Origin of the sequence: Stenotrophomonas maltophilia (assembly GCF_013464915.1) — a bacterium.
Classification (GTDB): domain Bacteria; phylum Pseudomonadota; class Gammaproteobacteria; order Xanthomonadales; family Xanthomonadaceae; genus Stenotrophomonas; species Stenotrophomonas maltophilia_AT.
Genome location: NZ_RAVT01000034.1, coordinates 34,552 through 54,016 on the forward strand (window position 1 = coordinate 34,552; position 19,465 = coordinate 54,016).

Annotated in this window: 18 protein-coding genes; 14 read left to right on the top strand and 4 right to left on the bottom strand. The window is 67.6% G+C overall.

Annotated elements, in window-relative coordinates; all coding sequences use genetic code 11:
* Positions 1–150 precede the first annotated feature (150 nt).
* Together rimO and D7T59_RS12840 are read left to right on the top strand one after the other, a co-directional pair.
* A complete protein-coding gene (gene rimO, locus D7T59_RS12835; protein WP_164137232.1) occupies positions 151–1,512 on the top strand; it encodes a 30S ribosomal protein S12 methylthiotransferase RimO in 1,362 nt (453 codons plus the stop codon).
* Positions 1,512–2,351, top strand: a complete 840-nt coding sequence (locus D7T59_RS12840) for a DUF3025 domain-containing protein (RefSeq protein WP_164137260.1) — start codon at positions 1,512–1,514, stop codon at positions 2,349–2,351. Before rimO ends, D7T59_RS12840 begins: the two co-directional genes overlap by 1 nt.
* Positions 2,352–2,453: 102 nt before the next feature.
* On the opposite strand, the gene greB is transcribed toward D7T59_RS12840, so the two are convergent.
* Both greB and D7T59_RS12850 read right to left on the bottom strand, forming a co-directional pair.
* Positions 2,454–2,960, bottom strand: a complete 507-nt coding sequence (gene greB, locus D7T59_RS12845; RefSeq protein ID WP_164137233.1) for a transcription elongation factor GreB — start codon at positions 2,958–2,960, stop codon at positions 2,454–2,456.
* 89 nt (positions 2,961–3,049) lie between these two features.
* Positions 3,050–4,555 carry a helicase HerA-like domain-containing protein gene (locus D7T59_RS12850; RefSeq protein ID WP_099554939.1) on the bottom strand — a complete coding sequence of 502 codons (1,506 nt, stop codon included), beginning with the start codon at positions 4,553–4,555 and terminating at the stop codon, positions 3,050–3,052.
* Between the two features lie 122 nt (positions 4,556–4,677).
* On the opposite strand from D7T59_RS12850, the gene D7T59_RS12855 reads away from it, so the two are divergent.
* A complete protein-coding gene (locus D7T59_RS12855) occupies positions 4,678–6,282 on the top strand; it encodes a transglycosylase SLT domain-containing protein (protein WP_106548845.1) in 1,605 nt (534 codons plus the stop codon).
* A gap of 24 nt (positions 6,283–6,306) precedes the next feature.
* Positions 6,307–6,654 (top strand): ribonuclease E inhibitor RraB, encoded by a 348-nt coding sequence (locus D7T59_RS12860; protein WP_180852589.1) that lies wholly within the window; start codon positions 6,307–6,309, stop codon positions 6,652–6,654.
* A gap of 112 nt (positions 6,655–6,766) precedes the next feature.
* Here D7T59_RS12860 and asd read toward each other — a convergent pair whose 3' ends face one another.
* Together asd and D7T59_RS12870 are read right to left on the bottom strand one after the other, a co-directional pair.
* Positions 6,767–7,609: an archaetidylserine decarboxylase gene (asd, locus tag D7T59_RS12865; RefSeq protein WP_180852590.1), complete on the bottom strand. Its 843-nt coding sequence runs from the start codon at positions 7,607–7,609 to the stop codon at positions 6,767–6,769.
* Positions 7,606–8,256: an SCO family protein gene (locus D7T59_RS12870; RefSeq protein WP_180852591.1), complete on the bottom strand. Its 651-nt coding sequence runs from the start codon at positions 8,254–8,256 to the stop codon at positions 7,606–7,608. The genes asd and D7T59_RS12870 overlap by 4 nt, the downstream gene beginning before the upstream one ends.
* A gap of 122 nt (positions 8,257–8,378) precedes the next feature.
* On the opposite strand from D7T59_RS12870, the gene prmB reads away from it, so the two are divergent.
* The 10 genes from prmB to D7T59_RS12920 all read left to right on the top strand — a co-directional run bounded on the left by prmB (position 8,379) and on the right by D7T59_RS12920 (position 19,435).
* Positions 8,379–9,308 (top strand): 50S ribosomal protein L3 N(5)-glutamine methyltransferase, encoded by a 930-nt coding sequence (prmB, locus tag D7T59_RS12875; protein WP_164137239.1) that lies wholly within the window; start codon positions 8,379–8,381, stop codon positions 9,306–9,308.
* Positions 9,305–10,408, top strand: coding sequence for a chorismate synthase (gene aroC / locus D7T59_RS12880; RefSeq protein WP_164137240.1), 1,104 nt, complete (start codon positions 9,305–9,307; stop codon positions 10,406–10,408). Before prmB ends, aroC begins: the two co-directional genes overlap by 4 nt.
* On the top strand, positions 10,401–11,438 hold the full coding sequence (locus D7T59_RS12885; RefSeq protein ID WP_180852592.1) for a 2-hydroxyacid dehydrogenase: 1,038 nt from the start codon (positions 10,401–10,403) through the stop codon (positions 11,436–11,438). The genes aroC and D7T59_RS12885 overlap by 8 nt, the downstream gene beginning before the upstream one ends.
* Before the next feature lie 93 nt (positions 11,439–11,531).
* On the top strand, positions 11,532–12,560 hold the full coding sequence (locus D7T59_RS12890; RefSeq protein ID WP_180852593.1) for an aspartate-semialdehyde dehydrogenase: 1,029 nt from the start codon (positions 11,532–11,534) through the stop codon (positions 12,558–12,560).
* 129 nt (positions 12,561–12,689) lie between these two features.
* Positions 12,690–14,732, top strand: a complete 2,043-nt coding sequence (locus D7T59_RS12895) for a motility hub landmark protein FimV (RefSeq protein WP_180852594.1) — start codon at positions 12,690–12,692, stop codon at positions 14,730–14,732.
* A 26-nt stretch (positions 14,733–14,758) separates the two neighbouring features.
* Positions 14,759–15,121 (top strand): VOC family protein, encoded by a 363-nt coding sequence (locus tag D7T59_RS12900; RefSeq protein WP_180852595.1) that lies wholly within the window; start codon positions 14,759–14,761, stop codon positions 15,119–15,121.
* Positions 15,122–15,153: 32 nt separating this feature from the next.
* Entirely contained in the window at positions 15,154–15,924 is a 771-nt protein-coding gene (gene truA / locus D7T59_RS12905) for a tRNA pseudouridine(38-40) synthase TruA (protein WP_180852596.1), read from the top strand.
* Complete coding sequence (locus tag D7T59_RS12910) at positions 15,921–16,577, top strand: phosphoribosylanthranilate isomerase (protein ID WP_049451991.1); 657 nt, start codon at positions 15,921–15,923, stop codon at positions 16,575–16,577. The genes truA and D7T59_RS12910 overlap by 4 nt, the downstream gene beginning before the upstream one ends.
* Before the next feature lie 168 nt (positions 16,578–16,745).
* Complete coding sequence (locus D7T59_RS12915; RefSeq protein ID WP_180852597.1) at positions 16,746–17,417, top strand: DUF1449 family protein; 672 nt, start codon at positions 16,746–16,748, stop codon at positions 17,415–17,417.
* Positions 17,417–19,435: a hypothetical protein gene (locus tag D7T59_RS12920; protein WP_180852598.1), complete on the top strand. Its 2,019-nt coding sequence runs from the start codon at positions 17,417–17,419 to the stop codon at positions 19,433–19,435. The genes D7T59_RS12915 and D7T59_RS12920 overlap by 1 nt, the downstream gene beginning before the upstream one ends.
* Positions 19,436–19,465 lie beyond the last annotated feature (30 nt).

A 19,465-nucleotide genomic window follows, 5' to 3' on the forward strand; every position in this document is an offset into this window, starting at 1 on the left:
AGCGCGGCGTCAGCGGCTGTGCGCGATCGGGCGGATGGCCATTCAGAGCGAGGCCGCCAACCCCGGTATACTGGCGCCCTTTCAGGCCCCGGCCCCCAGGAACCCCTGCCATGCCGGCAGGGGCCCAGGCCCCCAGAGTCCCGCGATTCCATGTCCCAGCTGAACCCCAAAGTCGGCTTCGTCAGCCTTGGCTGTCCGAAGGCCCTTGTCGATTCCGAGCGCATCCTCACCCAGCTCCGCTCGGAGGGCTACGACATCGTCCCGTCCTACGATTCGGCCGACGTGGTGGTGGTCAACACCTGCGGCTTCATCGATTCGGCGGTGACCGAGTCGCTGGACGCGATTGGCGAGGCGATGAACCAGAACGGCAAGGTCATCGTCACCGGCTGCCTGGGCAAGCGCCCGGAGCAGATCCGCGAGGCGTACCCGAACGTGCTGGCGGTGTCCGGCCCGCAGGACTACCAGAGTGTGATGGAGGCAGTGCACGAAGCGCTGCCGCCCAAGCACGATCCGTTCGTGGACCTGGTGCCCGATTACGGTATCAAGCTGACCCCGCGCCACTACGCCTATCTGAAGATCTCCGAAGGCTGCAATCACAAGTGCAGCTTCTGCATCATTCCGTCGATGCGCGGCAAGCTGGTCTCGCGCCCGGTCGATGAGGTGCTGCGTGAGGCCGAGCGCCTGGTGCGTGGCGGCGTGCGTGAGCTGCTGGTGGTGTCGCAGGACACCTCGGCGTACGGCGTGGACGTGAAGTACGCCGAGAAGATGTGGCGCAACAAGGCCTACCAGACCCGGCTGAAGGCACTGTGCGAAGGCCTGTCCGAGCTTGATGCGTGGGTGCGCATGCACTACGTCTACCCGTACCCGCACGTGGACGAGGTGGTGCCGCTGATGGCCGAGAACCGCATCCTGCCGTACCTGGACATTCCGTTCCAGCACGCCAGCCCACGCATCCTGCGCCTGATGAAGCGCCCCGGCGCGGTCGAGAAGACCTTGGAGCGCGTGCAGAACTGGCGCCGCATCGCGCCGGACATCACCGTGCGCTCGACCTTCATCGTTGGCTTCCCGGGCGAGACCGAGGCGGAGTTCGAAGAGCTGCTGTCATTCCTGGATGAGGCACAGCTGGATCGCGTCGGTGCGTTTGCCTACTCGCCGGTCGAAGGTGCCACCGCCAATGACCTGCCCGATGCTGTGCCGGAAGAAGTGAAGCAGGAACGCCTGGCCCGTTTCATGGAGAAGCAGGCGCAGATTTCCGCCGCGCGCCTGGAAGCCAGGATCGGCACCGTGCAGCAGTGCCTGGTCGATGCCATCGAAGGTGACATCGCGGTGGCTCGTTCCAAGGCCGATGCGCCGGAGATCGACGGTCTGGTGCACATCCAGAACGCCGATCAGGTGCCGCTGCGCGTGGGCGAATTCGTCGACGTGGAAATCACCGAGAGCGACGAGCACGACCTGTACGGCGATGCGCTGGCGGCTGCGGGCCGCCCGGCGTTCGACCTCAAGGTGCTGTGATCGCAACGGCCGCCGCCGGTGACAGCGGCGGTCCCCGGCGCTTCGTGCCGCCGCCACGTGCGACGGTCGATCCGCAGGTGTTCAGGCACCCGCTGTTTGCCGGGCTGCAGGACTTCCGTGATCTGCTGGACGATGCGGCATGGCCGTCCATCGCTGCGCTTGATGCGCGCCTGGCATTGCCGGGCAAGCGCCTGGTTGAACAGGATGCCGCGCTGCTGGCCGACGGCCTGCATTATGAAGCGCGCATCGCGCAGGGGTGTATCGCCACCCGTGCCGGCAACTGGCATGACCTGTTCAATGCCCTGGTGTGGGCGCGGCATCCGCAGTTGAAACGGGCGCTCAATGCGCAGCAGTGTCTGCATATCGATGCCATGCCGCCCGGCCAGCGCAACCGCGCCCAGGCTGCACTGACGCAGTTCGATGAAACCGGCGTGATCGTGCGCGTGCGCGATGAGACGGTGCTGGCGGCTTGGGATGCGCACGCGTGGCCGACGCTGTTTGAACCTGCGCGCTGGCAGAGTGGTGACATCGCTATCGCTGCGATGTTCGGGCACGCGCTGATGGAGCAGGCGCTGCTGCCGGGGCGCCTGCTGGTGGGCAAGTGCGTGGTGGTGCAGGGAGATGATGACGACGCCTGTATCGCCGAGGTCGCATCGGCCATCCGCGAGGGCCGGGCGCTGACCGATCCGCTGCAGCTGCGGCCACTGCCGCTGGCGGGCATCCCCGGCTGGCACGAAGAGCAGGATGACGCCTTCTACGCCAACGCCGATTACTTCCGCCCGTTGCGTGCCGGGCGCCGGTACCCGCCGCCGCTGCCCGGCGGTAGAGTCGACTGTTAGTCGACTGCTTTTCCTGCGGCACCGCGAAAATCCCGCGCTGCGCGCGATAGCCGACTGACAGTCGACTCTACCAACAGCGGCGCAGTCGACTGACAGTCGACTCTACAGCGGTTCGTACTCCACGCCGATCACCGCGAACGTGAACTGCCCACCGGGCAGCTCCACCGAGAACTCATCCTCCAGCCGCTTCTTCAGCAGTGCGCGTGCCAGTGGTGAATCGATGCTGATCCAGCCCAGCCCGGCGTCGGTCTCATCTGGCCCGACGATGCGGTAGCGGCTGGTGTCACCACTGTCCACGTTCTCCAGCTCCACCCACGCGCCGAAGAACACCGCCTGCGGATCGGTCGGCGTGGTGTCGACCACGCGCAGCGATTCCAGCCGCTTGGTCAGGTAGCGCACGCGACGGTCGATCTCCCCCAGCTGCTTCTTGCGATAGGTGTATTCGGCGTTCTCGGAGCGGTCGCCTTCCGCAGCGGCGGCGGCCAGTGCCTTCACCACCTCGGGGCGGCGTACACGCCACAGGTCATCCAGTTCGGCCTTCAACCGGGCGTGGCCGGAAGCGGTGATCAGGGCTGTACTTTTTTCTGCGGGGGGACGCCAACGGGACATGCAGTACGGCTTCTTTTCAGGGGTGCGAATAAAGGAGTGGGGTCGGAGCCCTTTCCAACGGAAAGGGCTCTGACCCCAGCAGGAACAGATCAGCGCTTGCCGCCGAAAATGCCACCCAGGATGCCGCGCACGATCTGGTTGCCCAGCTTGGTGCCGACGGTACGCGTGGTCTGCTTGGCCATGGTCTCGATCATGCCCTGGCGGCGCTTGGTGCCGAAGATCGCATCCTTGATCGACTGGCCGAAGCCTCCCTCCTGCGCCTCGTCCTGCTCGCGGCTGCGGGCGGCAGGTGCCTCGGCCTTCTCGACCGCCTTCTGCGCGCGCTGGGCCAGCAGCTCGGCGGCCGACTCACGGTTGATCGCCGTGTCGTAGCGGCTGCCGACCGGGCTGCCGGCACGCACCTGCGCGCGCTCGGCGTCGGTGATCGGTCCCATCCGGCAGCGCGGCGGCGCGATCATCGTCTGCTGTACCGGCATCGGCACGCCCTTGTCCTGCAGCGTGGACACCAGCGCCTCGCCGGTGCCGAGCTGGCTCAGCACCTTGGCCACGTCCAGTTTCGGGTTTGGTACGAAGGTCTCGGCAGCGGTCTTCACCGCCTTCTGGTCGCGCGGGGTGAAGGCACGCAGCGCGTGCTGCACGCGGTTGCCCAGCTGGCCGAGGATGTTGCCCGGCACGTCATCGGGGAACTGCGAGCAGAAGTACACGCCCACGCCCTTGGAGCGGATCAGGCGCACGACCTGCTCGATACGCTGCACCAGTGACGCGGGCGCATCGTCGAACAGCAGGTGCGCCTCGTCGAAGATGAAGACCAGCTTCGGCTTGTCCAGGTCGCCAACTTCCGGCAGCTGCTCGAACAGTTCCGACAGCAACCACAGCAGGAAGGTGGAATAGAGCTTGGGCTTAAGCACCAGCTGGTCGGCGGCAAGGATGCCGATCATGCCGCGGCCGTCGTGATTGACCCGCATGATGTCGGCCAGTTCCAGTGCCGGTTCGCCGAAGAAATTCTCGCCGCCGTCCTGCGCCAGGCGCAGTACCGAGCGCTGGATCGCGGCGATCGACTGCGCGCTGACCAGGCCGTACTCGGTGGAAATGTCCTTGCGTTCCTCGGCCACCAGGCCGAGCAGGGCACGCAGATCGTCCATGTCCAGCAGCAGCAGGCCACGGTCGTCGGCCAGCTTGAACACGATGTCGAGCACGCCGGCCTGGGTGTCGTTCAGTTCGAGGATGCGCGACAGCAGGGTCGGGCCCATCTCGCTGACCGTGGTGCGCACCGGATGGCCGAGCTTGCCGTACAGATCCCAGAAAATGGTCGGGCTGGCGGCCGGCGCATAGTCGGCCACGCCGATCTCGGCGGCGCGCTGCAGCAGGTTCTCGGCGCCGGTGCCAGGCACGGCCAGGCCGGACACATCGCCCTTCACATCGGCCAGGAACACCGGCACGCCCAGCCGCGAGAAGCCCTCGGCCAGGGTCATCAGGGTCACCGTCTTGCCGGTACCGGTGGCGCCGGCCACCAGGCCGTGGCGGTTGCCGAGTTTCGGCAGCAGGGTGACGGCAATATCGTCGGTAATGCCTTTGCCGAGCAGAATCGGATCCATGGTCCAGCCCTTGTGGTGAATAGCCCAATGTTAACCGCCGGCGGTGACGGGCCGAAGGTCGGCTTGCCCGGACCTTGGCGGCGCCGCTACTCTGCCTGCCTGTTTCGCACACAGTGCCATCAATGCCCGTTCCTGTCCTGATTTCCCGTGGTTGGCCGCTGCTGGCCCTGGCCGGCCTGGTTTCCCTGGCGCCCGACGCCCATGCGCAGCGGGTTTCGGCCCGGGACAAGGTGAAGGTGGATGCGCTGCAGCAGCGCATGACCGCCGCCGAGAAGCGCTACAGCGACGCCCTGCTGCTGGTCGCCAATTCCGACCCGAAGGGCAGCAACGAGGCCGATGCCGCGCTGGAGGACATGGAAGACGTCCTCAACGACTGCGTGAAGCAGAAGGGCTGCCAGATGGGCACCCTGCTGGCCAGCTACAAGCGCCTGCTCAAGCACGACGCCGATGCGGCGGGCAGCGATGAAGTGACCGACGAGAGCGGTGACCGCCTGGAAGCCGACCCCGACCATATCGGCCCGCTCACCGCCGACGTGCCCGAGGCCGCCCGCGCCGCCGCGCTGCTCAACGACAAGCGGCATGCCTTCGACACCATGGTCGAGTACAACCCGGCCGTGCAGGCCGGCATCCGCCGCTGGTTGACCGACATGCGCCCGGCGTTGCTGACCAGCTACGAGAACTACCAGAACCTGCGCGCGGTGATGTGGCCGGAGTGGGAAAAGCGCGGCCTGCCCGAAGCGCTGCTGTTCGGCATCATGGCCAAGGAATCCAACGGCCGCGTGCATGCCTCCTCGCGCGCCGGCGCGGCGGGCCTGATGCAGTTCATGCCGGCCACCGGCCGCCGCTTCGGCCTCGGCCCGGACGGCACCGGCTTCGATACGCGCTTCGATGCGCGCAGCGCCGCCGAGGCCAGCGCCAGCTACCTCAACGAACGCCTGCGCGAACTGAACAACAACGTGGAAATGTCGGTGGCTGCGTACAACGGTGGCGAAGGCCGTGCGGCGCGGGTGTTCAAGCAGAGCGGCGGGCAGAGCTTCTGGACCGACAGCGTCTACAACCAGTTCCCGGGCGAGACCAAGGACTACGTTCCGATGGTGATCGCCGCGGCGTGGATCTTCCTGCACCCGCAGCAGTACGGCGTGGAGTTCCCGAAGATCAGTGCGCAGCCGGCCACGCTGCGCCTGGCCAAGTCCACCACCATCTACGAACTGACCATCTGCCTGGGCAGCCACGGCACCCGCGATGGCTACATGCGCGCGCTGCGCAACCTCAATCCGCGTTATGAGGCCGACGGCTGGATTCCGGCCGGCACGCTGATCAACGCGACGACCCGCATCGCCGGCCTGTACCAGCGCAACTGTGTCAGCGGCCCGCGTGCCGACCTGGCCCGCACCCTGATCACCGCCGATCTGAACGCAGCCATCGTCCGCCCGACCGCCGCCAGCTACACCGGCAGCGTGGCCGTGGGCGGCGTGGTGCCGGTGGCGGATGCTGCTGCATCCACCAGCGTGCCGACCACGCCGGTTGCTCCGGTGGCCACGCCGCGCCCGGCGGCGCGGCCGAAGCCGGTGCGCAGCCACAAGGTGGGCAAGGGCGAGACCCTGGGTGCCATTGCGGCGAAGTTCCAGTGCGACGTGCCGACCCTGGCCCGCGCCAACGGCCTGAAAGCCCCGGCCTACAGCCTGCGCCACGGCCAGACGCTGAAGCTGCAGGGCTGCGACAAGTAATCCCCCACGACCCCTGGAATCCGCATGGACCTTGAAGACACCCGCAACCTGTTCGCCAACCTCCGCGAAAACACCGACTGGGACATCACCGGCCCGTTGCTGTGGGGGTATTTCTTCGTCCATTCCACCGCTGAGCCACTGCAGGTGCTGGCCGACCATCTGCAGGCGCAGGGCTACACCTTCGTGGAACTGTTCGAGCAGGAGCCGGAAGAAGGCGACGCGCCGTTCCACGTGCTGCATGTGGAGCGTGTGGAGGTTCACGACGAAGCCTCGCTGGACCGTCGCAACCAGGAGTTCGCGGCGCTGGCCGCGGAGAAGGGCGTGGAAGACTACGACGGCATGGACGTCGGCCCGGCCCCGTCCCTGCAGTAACGCGCGTACCGGTAGTGCCGGCCGCTGGCCGGCATTCCGTTGTGGAAAAAGGGGACGGAGGGGATTAAGTCGTTTATGCATAAACGACTTAATCCCCTCCGTCCCCTTTTTGTCAGCGCAGCCTGGCCAACGCCTGGCCCAGCTGCACCGGGCTTTCAGCGCCCAGCTGCGCGGCGAAGTCGGCCACGCCCGGCGGCAGCAGCACGATCACGGTGGAACCGTAGTTGAAGCGTGCCATCTCGGCGAAACGCTCAAGCTTGATGCCCTGGCCGCGGTAATCCTTGCGGGTGATGCGGTCACCGTAGGCCGGGATCTCCTCACCACTCCATACCGTCTCCACGCCGGACACCAGCAGTGCGCCGACCATCACGCTGACCATCGGGCCGAAGCTGGTGTCGAAGTGGCAGACCAGGCGCTCGTTGCGTGCGAACAGGCGCGGCACGCCGTTCACCGCGGCCGGGCCGACGCTGAACAGGCGGCCCGGCACGTGCACGGTCTCGCGCAGGGTGCCGGTCCACGGCATGTGCACGCGGTGGTAGTCGCGCGGCGACAGGTAGACGGTGGCGTACAGGCCGTCGTTGTACGGCTTGGCATCCTCGTCACTGCCCAGCAGTTCGGCGGCGGTGAACGACTGGCCCTTGGCCTGGAAGATGCGGCCGGCCTCGATCTTCCCCAGCTGGCTGATGCGGCCGTCGGCCGGCATCACCAGGCTGCGCGGATCGGCATCGGCCACGCGCGCGCCCGGCTTCAGCGCGCGGGTGAAGAACTGGTTGAAGGTGGCGTAGCTGCGCGGGTCCGGGTTGGCCGCTTCGTCCAGGTTGACGTTGAACTTGCGGGTGACTGTGTCGATCAGCCAGCGCGACACGCGCGGATCGTCCGAGTACGCCAGCGAACGCGCCATCGAGGACAGCAGGCGGTGGGGCAGGGCGTACGTCAGGGCGGTGGTGAGGCTCATGGGGCGGTTTTCTCGGTCAGCTTCTGCAGGTCGCGGGCAATGGCCGGCGCGTTGAACGGGGGGCGCACCAGGCCGGCAAGGCGGCCCTGCGGGTCGAGCACGGCCAGGCTGGCCGAGTGCTCGACGGTGTAATCCTCGGGGTTTTCGTCGAAGTGCTTGCCCGGCACCTTCTGGAACACAAAGCCCAGCGAGGTGGCAAAGCGCTCCAGCGAGGGCACATCGGCGGTGGCGGCCAGGGTGTCCTTGTGGAAGCCGTGCACGTACTCGCCCAGCCGCGTGGCGCTGTCGCGGTCGGGGTCGACCGAGACGAACAGCACGCGCGGGCGCAGGCCGTCGGGCAGGGCTTCCCACTGGTTCTGCGCGCCGGCCAGCTCGGCCAGCGTGGTCGGGCAGACGTCCGGGCAGAAGGTGAAACCCAGGAACACCAGGGTCCAGTGGCCCTTCAGTTCGCCCGGGATCAGGCGGGTGCCGTCGGACTGGGCCAGGTTGAAGTCGGGCAGTTCACGCGGCTGCGGGTACAGGGTGACCGCTTCGGTAGCCGGGGCGTTGGCCGGCGGCTTCGGCGCAAACACCTGCTGGGCGGCCAGCAGGCCCAGGCCCGCCGCCAGGGCGATCAGCAGGATGATGCCGGCGTTGCGATTGAACATGGGTGCCCCCGCGCGAAGTGGGCTCCATCATACCGGCTGCGGCCCGATCGTTTCCGCCGCAACGGATGCCGCCGCGGGCGCCAGCCCCTATAATCGGGGGCCACTTTGCCCGCAGTACCGCCATGACCGCTGAAACGGCCGCCGAACTCCACACGATCATCGATCTGATCCGCTACGGCACCAGCCGTTTCAACGAAGCCGGGCTGACCTTCGGCCACAGCTACGACAATGCGCTGGACGAGGCCACCCAGCTGGTGCTGCACAGCCTGCACCTGCCGCACGACCTCGGCCCGGCGTACGGCCAGGCGCGCCTGCTGCAGGCCGAGAAGCTGCGCGTGCTGGAGCTGTTCCAGCGCCGCATCGACGAACGCATCCCGGCCGCCTACCTGACCGGCGAGGCCTGGTTCGCCGGCCTGAGTTTCAAGAGCGACAAGCGCGCCCTGGTGCCGCGCTCGCCGATCGCCGAACTGATCGAATGCGGCTTCGAGCCGTGGCTGGCCGGCCGCGATGTCAGCCGTGCGCTGGACCTGTGCACCGGTTCGGGCTGCATTGCCATCGCCATGGGCCACTACTACCCGAACTGGGAAGTGGACGGCGTCGACCTGAGCGATGACGCGCTGTCGCTGGCCCAAGAGAACAAGGAACGCCTGCAGGCGCACAACGTCACCCTGCTCAAGTCGGACCTGTTCAACGGCCTGACCGGCCGCCATTACGACCTGATCGTCACCAATCCGCCGTACGTCACCAACGACGAGACCGATGCCCTGCCGCAGGAATACTCCTACGAGCCGGAAATGGGCCTGCGTGCCGGCGACGACGGCCTGGACCTGGTGCTGAAGATCCTGCGCGACGCCCCGCTGCACCTGAGCGAAGACGGCCTGCTGATCTGCGAAGTGGGCGAATCCGAGCAGCACCTGATCAAGCTGCTGCCGGAAGTCGACTTCGCCTGGATCGAGTTCAAGGTCGGCCAGATGGGCATCTTCGCGGTCGAGTGCCGCGAGCTGATCGCCCACAGCGCACGCATCACCGAACTGGCGGCGCAGCGCCCGTGAGCTCCAATTCGTTCGGCAAGCTGTTCACCGTCACCACGTTCGGCGAGTCGCACGGGCCGGCCATCGGCTGCGTGATCGATGGCTGCCCGCCGGGGCTGGCGCTGGATGCGGCCGAATTCGCCCACGACCTGCAGCGTCGCGCTACCGGCAAGAGCCGCCACACCTCGGCGCGGCGCGAGGCCGACGAGGTCGAAATCCTGTCCGGCGTGTACGAGGGCCTGACCACCGGCACGCCGATCGCGCTGCTGATCCGCAACACCGACCAGCGCAGCAAGGACTACGCCAACATCGGCCAGCAGTTCCGGCCGGGCCATGCCGATTACAGCTACTGGCACAAGTACGGCATCCGCGACCCGCGCGGTGGCGGCCGTTCCTCGGCACGCGAGACCACCATGCGCGTGGCCGCCGGCGTGGTCGCCAAGAAGTGGCTGGCCGAGCGCTTTGGCGTCACCGTGCGTGGCTACCTGTCGCAGCTGGGTGACATCACCCCGGCCGGTTTCGACTGGTCGGCGGTGGAAGACAATCCGTTCTTCTGGCCGCATGCCGCGCAGGTGCCCGAGCTGGAGGCGTACATGGATGCGCTGCGCAAGTCCGGTGATTCGGTCGGTGCGCGCGTGGATGTGGTCGCCGACAACGTGCCGCCGGGCTGGGGCGAGCCGATCTACGGCAAGCTCGACGGTGAACTGGCCGCTGCCCTGATGAGCATCAACGCGGTGAAGGGCGTGGAAATCGGCGATGGGTTTGCCAGCGCCGCGCAGAAAGGCACCGAACACCGTGACCTGCTGACGCCGCAGGGCTTCGCCAGCAACCATGCCGGCGGCATCCTCGGTGGCATCTCCACCGGTCAGCCGGTCGTTGCGTCCATTGCGCTGAAGCCCACCTCCAGCCTGCGCCTGCCGGGCCCGTCGCTGGATACCGCCGGCAACGTGGTCGAAGTGGTCACCACCGGCCGTCACGACCCCTGCGTCGGCATCCGCGCCACGCCGATCGCCGAGGCGATGATGGCGATGGTGCTGATGGACCAGGCGCTGCGCCACCGCGCGCAGTGCGGCGATGTCGGCACGATCACCCCGCGCATTCCCGGGCAGATCGATGGCTGACACGCGGCCGACGGTGTGGGTGAGCCAGCCGCTGATCGACGCGGCCATCGCGCCGTTGCGCGATCGCGTACAGCTGCGCAGCACCGACACCGTCACCGCCTGGACGCCCGCGCAGATCGCCGAACAGCTGACCAGCGCCGACGGCGCGATCATCACCCTCAACGAGCGCGTCGGTGCGGCCCAGGTCGCTGACGCCGCGCAGCTGCAGGTGATCGCCAACGTTGGTGTCGGCTACAACAATCTGGATGTCGACGCGCTCAGTGCGGCCGGCATCCTCGCCAGCAACACCCCGGACGTCCTGACCGAGACCACGGCCGACCTTGGTTTCGCCCTGCTGATGGCCACCGCGCGCCGCATCACCGAAGCCGAACGCTGGCTGCGTGAAGGGCAGTGGGGGCAGTGGTCGTTCCAGACCATGCTGGGCGCGGATGTCCATGGCAGCACGCTGGGCATCCTCGGCATGGGCCGCATCGGCCAAGGCATCGCCCGCCGCGGTGCACACGGGTTCGGCATGAAGGTGCTGTACCACAACCGTTCGCGGTTGCCGGCCGATACCGAGGCGGCGCTCGGCGCGACCTACGTGGACCTGGACACGCTGCTGGCGAAGTCCGACCACCTGGTCACCGTGCTGCCCTACACGCCGGCCTCGCATCACCTCATCGATGCGGCGGCACTGGCGAAGATGAAGCCGTCAGCCACCCTGGTGAACATCGCCCGCGGCGGCATCGTCGACGAACTGGCGCTGGCTGACGCGCTGGCCCACGGCCGGCTGGCCGCTGCCGGCCTGGATGTCTACGAGGGCGAGCCGACGGTGCGCCCGGAGCTGCTGGCGCTGCGCAACGTGGTGCTGACTCCGCACATCGGAAGTGCCTCGCTGGCCACACGCACGGCGATGGTACAGCTGGCCGTCGATAATCTGGTTGCCGGGCTCGGCCTGGATGGCGCACCCTCGTGCATGCCGAGCGCGATCAACGCTGACGCGGCCATGGCTGCGCGCGTGACCTTGGGCAAAAAAACCGGGAAACGATAGGGAACCTCCGCGCGCCCCGCCTGAGGAGGTTCCCCGAACCCAGCTGTCGTGCGTGTTTCTTCCCCATTCCCGTTTTCGTGAGAGTTTTCCCCCATGAGCAATGCACAGCGCAGTTTCCACGTTGCCGTCGTCGGTGCCACCGGTGCGGTCGGCGAGACCATGTTGTCGATCCTGGCCGAGCGTGATTTCCCGGTCGGCACCCTGAGCGTCCTCGCTTCGGAACGTTCGGCCGGCGGCGAGATCGAGTTCAATGGCCAGAAGGTCAAGGTGCAGGACTTGGCCACCTTTGATCCGACCGGTGTCGAGATCGCGCTGTTCTCGGCCGGTGGCAGCGTGTCCAAGGAATACGCACCGAAGTTCGCCGCTGCCGGTGCGGTGGTGATCGACAACTCCTCGGCCTTCCGTTACGACGATGACGTGCCGCTGGTGGTGTCCGAGGTCAATCCGGAACAGGTGGCCAACCGCCCGCGCGGCATCATCGCCAACCCGAACTGCTCGACCATGCAGATGATGGTGGCGCTGGCGCCGCTGCACCGCAGGTACGGCATCGAGCGCATCAACGTCTCCACCTACCAGTCGGTGTCCGGCGGTGGTCGTTCGGCCACCGAAGAGCTGGGCAAGCAGACCGGCCAGCTGCTCAGCTTCCAGGAAATCGATCCGCAGCGCTTCCCGGTGCAGATCGCCTTCAACCTGATCCCGCACATCGATGACTTCCAGGACAACGGTTTCACCAAGGAAGAGATGAAGCTGATCTGGGAGACCCGCAAGATCCTCGGCGACGACAGCATCCTGGTGAACCCGACCGCAGTGCGTGTGCCGGTGTTCTACGGCCACTCCGAGTCGGTGGCGATCGAGACCCGCGACAAGGTCACCGTGGCCGAAGCGCGCGCGCTGCTGGAGCAGTCGCCGGGCGTTGAAGTGGTGGACCGCCATGAAGCCGGTGGTTATCCGACTCCGGTCACCCATGCCTCGGGCACCGATGCGGTGTATGTCGGCCGTATCCGTGAAGACCTGTCGCACCCGCGCGGCCTGAACCTGTGGATCGTGTCGGACAACGTGCGCAAGGGCGCGGCGTTGAATGCCGTGCAGCTGGCCGAGCTGGTCGCCGCCGAGCAGCGCTGATGAGAGGCCGGGCAATGCCCGGCCTTTTCTGTAGAGCCGAGCCCACGCTCGGCTCAGGCCGTGCAGCCGAGCATGGGCTCGGCTCTACATGGGTGCGGACCCCGGTCCGCACGCTTTATAGTGTCGCCCATGAATAAACGGGCCAGGGGCGCAAAGCGCCCGCTCCTCTATCTTTCCACCGCGCTGCTGGCCCTGGCCAGCAGTTCGGCACTCGCATTGGGCCTGGGGGACATCCGTGTCCTGTCCAAGCCGGGGCAGCCGTTACTGGCCGAAATCCCGGTGGTGTCGGCTGACCCGTCCGAGCTGGAGAACCTGCGCGTCGCGCTGGCCTCGCCGGTTACCTTCGAACGCGTCGGCCTGCAGCGGCCGACCGGGCTGGTCAGCGAGCTGCAGTTCGAGCTGACCCGCAATGCGCAGGGCAGGGCGGTGGTGCGGGTGACCTCGCAGGCGCCGGTCGAGACCCCGTCGCTGAGCTTCCTGATCGAAGCCGACTGGGGCCAGGGCCGTCTGGTGCGCGAATACTCCGCGCTGGTCGATGCGCCGTCCAGCGCGCTGGCCGTCACCGAGCCCGAGATCGTGGCGCCGGCCGGCACCCTGTCCAACACCATCGCGCGCGAGCCGGCACCCGCGCCTGCTGCAACGGTGCCCGATGTGCCACCGCGCGCACCTGCCGCGGCACCTGCAGCCACGCCGGCTCGGCCGCGTGCGGAACCTGCACCGGTTGCGGCAGCGCCGGCCGACGGCAGCATCACCGTGCAGCGCGGTCAGACCCTGTCGCAGATCGCCAGCGCGGTGGCGCGTGGCAACCAGGTCAGCCGCGACCGCGCGATGATCGCCCTGCTGCGCGCCAATCCCGAAGCCTTCATCCGTGGCAACGTCAATCTGCTCAAGCAGGGTGCGGTGCTGCGCTTGCCGGGCAGCGATGCGCTTGCCGCTGTCGATGCCGCCGAGGCCGCCACGCTGGTGCGCGAGCACGCCACGCAATGGCGGCAGGCGCGTACCGTGCCGCAACCGGCGGGTGCGGTCGCGCCGGCCGCCAGGGCGGCAACCGCGAACGCTTCTTCCCCGGCTGCCGCCAACGGGGCACGACTTGAGATCGCTCCGGCGCTGGCGTCCGACGCCGCGCACGCGGGCACAACCACCGGCACCGCTGCCGGTAGCGAGGGTGACATGCTGGGCAACGAACAACTGCGCCAGGCGCGTGAGGACATCGCCACCCGCGATGCCGAGATCGGTGAACTGAAGCAGCGCGTGGCCGATCTGGAGAAGCTGAAGGAGCAGCAGCAGTCGCTGATCGCGATGAAGGACAACGACCTGGCTGCCGCGCAGCAGCGCCTGGCACAGGCGCCGGGTTCCCGTGATGCAGTGACGCCGTGGTACTGGCTGGGCCTGCCGGTGCTGCTGCTGGCAGCAGGCGCAGCCTGGTTGCTCCGCCGTCGCAAGCCCTCGCCGCTGCCCCCGCTGCGCGAAGAGGGTGATGCCGCCGGGCTGGCCGCTGTGGTTCCTGCGGGTGCGGCGCTGGACACGCTGGCCGAGCAGTCTTCGTGGTCGTCGGCGGTGGCCGATGGCGGCCGCCAGGAACCGGCGATGCCAGCCTGGGCGAGCGAGCCCGAGGGCCATGCCGAAGCGGCGGTCGATCCGATCGCTGACCACGCAGTGCAGGCCGACTGGAAGGCTGACATGCTGCGCGACGAAGACGTGGTCGTACTGCCCGAGGCGGTGACCGATCTGCCGCGCTGGGACGAGCCTGCGACCGCACGCGAAGACGTTGTTGAGGCGCCGGTACAGGACGAAGCGGCCGCACCTGGGATGGCATCTGAAGTGGCGGTGCCGGACTACGCGCTGCATGCCGAACAGCAGCCACAGTTCCGCGGCGTGTTCGATCTGCCGGACGACGCGCATCAGAGCGAGCTCCCGGTTGATGCCAGCCATCATGACGGAATCGACAGTATCGGCACGTCGCATCCCGAGGAGACTGCGGCGAGCGTGGCTGCGGACAACGGCGATGCTGGCTGGCTGCCGCGTGCCGGCCAGGAGCGCCTCGAGCTTGCCATCGCTTACCTGGACCTGGGCGACGCGCAGACCGCGCGTACCCTGCTGCTGGAGGTCGCCGAAGGCGGTGATCCGCACAGCCAGGCCCAGGCCCGCGAACTGCTGGCCCGCCTGCCGTGACCGAACCTGCCGACAAGGACCCTGCCATGAGCCGCGAGCGCCGCATCGACTACGTTGAATTCGCCTCCAGCGACCCGGCCGCCAGCCGTGTCTTCTTCGAGAAGGTGTTCGGCTGGTCGTTCGTCGACTATGGCAGCGACTACACCGCGTTCGACGATGGCCGCCTGCAAGGGGGCTTCTTCCGCGGCCAGCCGCAGCGGGCCAGTGACAGCGGCGCACCGCTGCTGGTGCTGTATGCCGACCAGCTGGTGCCGGTCGAAGCGGCGGTGCGCAACGCTGGCGGTGAGATCGTGCGGCCGGTGTTTTCCTTCCCCGGCGGCAGCCGCTTCCAGTTCGTCGAGCCCGGTGGCAACGAACTGGCGGTCTGGTCCGAACGCGATCCGGCCTGAGCGCCGCCCCACCCGCAACATCGAGGTAGCACATGCGTTACGCGCTTGGCGTCGAATACGACGGCAGCGATTTCAGGGGCTGGCAGAACCTGGGCGAGGGCGGTCCCAGCGTGCAGGCCAGCCTTGAGCAGGCCCTGTCGTCGGTGGCCGATGCGCCGCTGCAGGTGGTCTGCGCCGGCCGAACCGATGCCGGCGTGCATGGCCAGTGCCAGGTCGTCCATTTCGATACCGACGTGGTGCGCGATCCGCGCGCCTGGATGCTGGGCACCACCACCCGCCTGCCACGCTCGATCGCGGTGCGCTGGTGCGTGCCGGTGGCCGACGATTTCCACGCTCGCTTCTCGGCACGCGCGCGCCGCTACCGCTACCGCCTGCTCAACCGCGAGGTGCGGCCGGCGCTGCAGCGGCAGACCCTCAGCTGGGAGCGCCGGGCGCTGGACGAGACCCTGATGCATGCCGCCGGCCAGGCCCTGATCGGCGAGAACGACTTCAGCGCGTTCCGCTCCGTGCAGTGCCAGGCGCTGCATGCGCGGCGTGAGCTGCAGTCGCTGCAGGTCAGCCGCCAGGGCGAGGTGATTGAAGTGGCCGTGCAGGGCAATGCATTCCTTCATCACATGGTCCGCAATATCGTCGGTTCGTTGATCCTGGTGGGCAGCGGCGAAAAACCGGTGGACTGGATCGCCGAACTGCTGGCCGGGCGCGATCGCACCGTAGCCGGTCCCACCGCACCGCCGCAGGGCCTGGTGTTCCTTGGGCCCCTGTACCCCGACAACTGGCATCTGCCCGCCGAGGTCACGCTATGAGCCGCTCCTACTACCGCACGCGCATCAAGTTCTGTGGCATGACCCGTGCCGGCGATGTCCGCCTGGCCGGTGAGCTGGGCGTGGACGCAGTGGGTTTCATCTTTGCCCGCGAGAGCAGCCGCCGGGTTGCTCCTGCCGAAGCACGCGCGATGCGCCAGGCGATCGCGCCGATGGTCGATGTAGTGGCCCTGTTCCGCAACAACAGCAAGGAAGAGGTGCGCGAGGTGCTGCGCACGGTGCGGCCGACCCTGCTGCAGTTCCACGGCGAGGAAGACGAGAGCTTCTGCCGCAGCTTCAACATGCCCTACCTGAAGGCGATTGCCATGGGGGGCCGGGAAGAGGTCAATGCGCGCACGTTGCAGCTGCGTTACCCCAGCGCGGCGGGGTTCCTGTTCGACAGCCACGCCCCCGGCGGCGGTGGCGGTACCGGCTTGGCCTTCGACTGGGGCCGTATCCCGACCGGCCTGCACCGGCCGTTCCTGCTGGCCGGTGGCCTGAACCCGGAAAACGTCTACGATGCTGTGCTGGCCACGCTTCCCTGGGGCGTGGACGTGTCCAGCGGGATCGAGCTGGAGCCGGGCATCAAGGACGGTTACCGGATGCGCACCTTCGTCGAGGAAGTGCGCCGCGCGGACTGCACGGTCCTGGAGTGATCGGCGTCACCATTTGCCGTGATCTGGACCTGGATTTGAGCCTGCACGTATTCTTCACATAGGATGGACCCAAGCGCGCCAGCCATGAGGGCCGGCGCGGGGATCCACGGGGCGCGCTCTGCACGTTCCGAACGGGCGATCGCCGCCCACAGCCCAGGAAGGCAAGCGATGCAGGAATTCCTCAGCGTTGTGTTCGGTTTCCCGACCCTGCCGTACAGCATCGTGCTGGCGGTATCGCTGATCTATTGGGGGCTTGCCGCGTTTGGCCTGGTCGACGATGGCTTTGGCGATCTTGGCGCCGATGGCGCCCTGGACGGCGGCAACGATCTCAGCGGCCTGTCGGCCCTGCTGCAGCGCTTCGGCCTGGGCGGAGTGCCGGTCATGGTCGTGGTCACGCTGCTGGGCTTCTTCGGCTGGGCGCTGACCTATTTCATCCATCTTTTCGTGCTGTTGCCGTTGCCGGACCTGTTGCGCTGGACGATCGGCACCGTCGTGGCCGTGCTGGCTCCCCTGCCTGCGGTACCGGTCACCGCGCTTCTGCTGCACCCCATCCGTCGGTTCCTGCTGCGCCTGCGGCCGGTGGCCCAGGCCTCGTTGCTGGGGCGCATCGGTGTGGTCGCCTCGCCGATAGTGGATGCCCGCAGCGGCCACGCCACCTTCGATGACGGTGGCGCCGGGCTGGTGCTGCAGGTGCGCAGCGACATCGAACTGCAGCGTGGCGAGCGCATCGTGCTGGTCGAGCACGTGGCCGCACAACACCATTACCGGGTGGTCCGCGCTGATGCGGTCGCCCTCGACTTCCAGGACAACCTGCTTCCGGGCAACAAGGAGAATCACTGATGACGTTGGCAACCATGGCCCCCTTCCTGATCGGCGTGGCCGTCCTGCTGGTCGGTCTGCTCGGCCTGGCCGGCCTGTTCAAGGCCTTCTACCGCAAGGTCGACCAGGGCGTGGCCCTGATCGTCAACGACATGAGCTCCACGCCCAAGGTGCACTTCACCGGTGCGCTGATCATCCCGGTGCTGTACCGCGCAGAGCTGATGCGGATCAGCCTGATCACCCTGCAGATCGACCGCCGTGGCAAGGAAGGCCTGATCTGCCGCGACAACATGCGTGCCGATATCGCCGTGGCCTTCTACCTGCGCGTCAATGAAACCCAGGCCGACGTGCTGCGCGTGGCCAAGGCCATCGGCGCCGACCGTGCCTCGGACAAGCACGCCGTCGACGAGCTGTTCAACGCCAAGTTCTCCGAAGCATTGAAGACGGTCGGCAAGAAGTTCGACTTCACCGAACTGTTCGAGAAGCGCCAGGAGTTCCGCGACGAGATCATCGCGGTGATCGGCAACGACCTCAACGGCTATGTGCTGGAAGACGTGGCGATCGACTATCTGGAACAGACCCCGAAGTCGCTGCTGGACCAGTTCAACATCCTCGACGCGCAGGGCATCCGCAAGATCACCGAGCTGACCGCCGCGCAGAACGTGGTGACCAACGAGCTGGAGCAGAACGAGAAGCTCGCCATCACCAAGAAGAACGTGGAAGCGCGTGAGGCACTGCTGGCGCTGGAACGCCAGCAGGCCGAGGCCGAAGCCCGCCAGAAGCGCGAGATCGAGACCATCCGCGCACGCGAGGAAGCCGAGACCGCCAAGGTGCAGGAAGAGCAGCGCCAGCTGTCCGAGAACGCCCGCATCGAAGCGCAGCAGCTGATCGAGATCCGCGACCAGAACCGCCTGCGCGAAGTGGAAGTGGCCGAGCAGAACCGCCAGCGCGCGGTGGCCATCGAAGCCGAGCGCGTCGAGCGCGCACGCCAGCTGGAGCAGGTCACCACCGACCGCGAAGTGCAGCTGCAGGGCGTGGAGCGCGACAAGGTGGTCGAGCAGGGCAAGATGGACGTGGCCAACATCACCCGCGAACGCATCTCCATCGACAAGACCGTGGCCCAGGAAGAAGAGCGCATCAAGGAAGTGCGCGAGGTCTCCGAGGCCGACCGCCAGAAGCAGGTGCTGATCCTGGAAGCCGAGGCCAAGGCGCAGGAATCGCTGGTGCGCGAAGTGAAGGAAGCGCAGGCGCGCGAAACCGCATCCAAGCACCGTGCCGTTGAACTGACCACGCTGGCCCAGGCCGAGCATGAAGCGGCCGGCAAGCAGGCCGAAGCCAAGCGCCTGCTGGCCGACGCGCTGCGTGCCGAACAGGCCGCGCCGGGCCTGGCCGAAGCGCAGGTGCGCGAGGCCTCGGCACTGGCCATCGAGAAGGTCGGCATCGCCGAGGCCCGCGTGATCGAAGCCAAGGCCGAAGCCAGCCTGAAGCAGGGCAGCAACGAGGCCCGTGTGCTGGCCGAGACGCTGCAGGCGCAGGCCCAGGGCGAAGAAAAGATGGGCCTGGCGCGTGCTACTGCTACCGAGTCGCTGGGCAACGCCGAGGCTGGCGTGGTGCAGAAGAAGCTGCTGGCCGAGGCCGAGGGCCTGGTGCGCAAGTTCGAGGCGATCGCCTCGCTGAGTGATCAGGCACGTGGCCACGAAGAGTTCCGCATGATGCTGGACAACAGCCTGAAGCAGGCGCTGGCCTCGATCGAAGCGGGCAAGGAAGTCTCGCGCGAGAACGCCAACGTCATCGCCAGCGCGCTGCGCAACGCCGACATCGACCTGGTCGGTGGCGACGGTGGCATGTTCGAGAACCTGGTCAAGGCGGTGTCGCTGGGCAAGTCGATCGAAGGCTTTGCCGGCAAGAGCCCGATCGTGCAGGAGCTGATGCAGCGCTACCTGGGCGTGGCCGTGGCCGAGCCGGCACCGCGCCAGATCGCCGAGGACGCCGAAGCGGTGCCCACCGTGTCGGCCACCGTGGTCGACAGCGCCCGTTGATGCATCGGGCGATGGCCACGCTGCCATCGC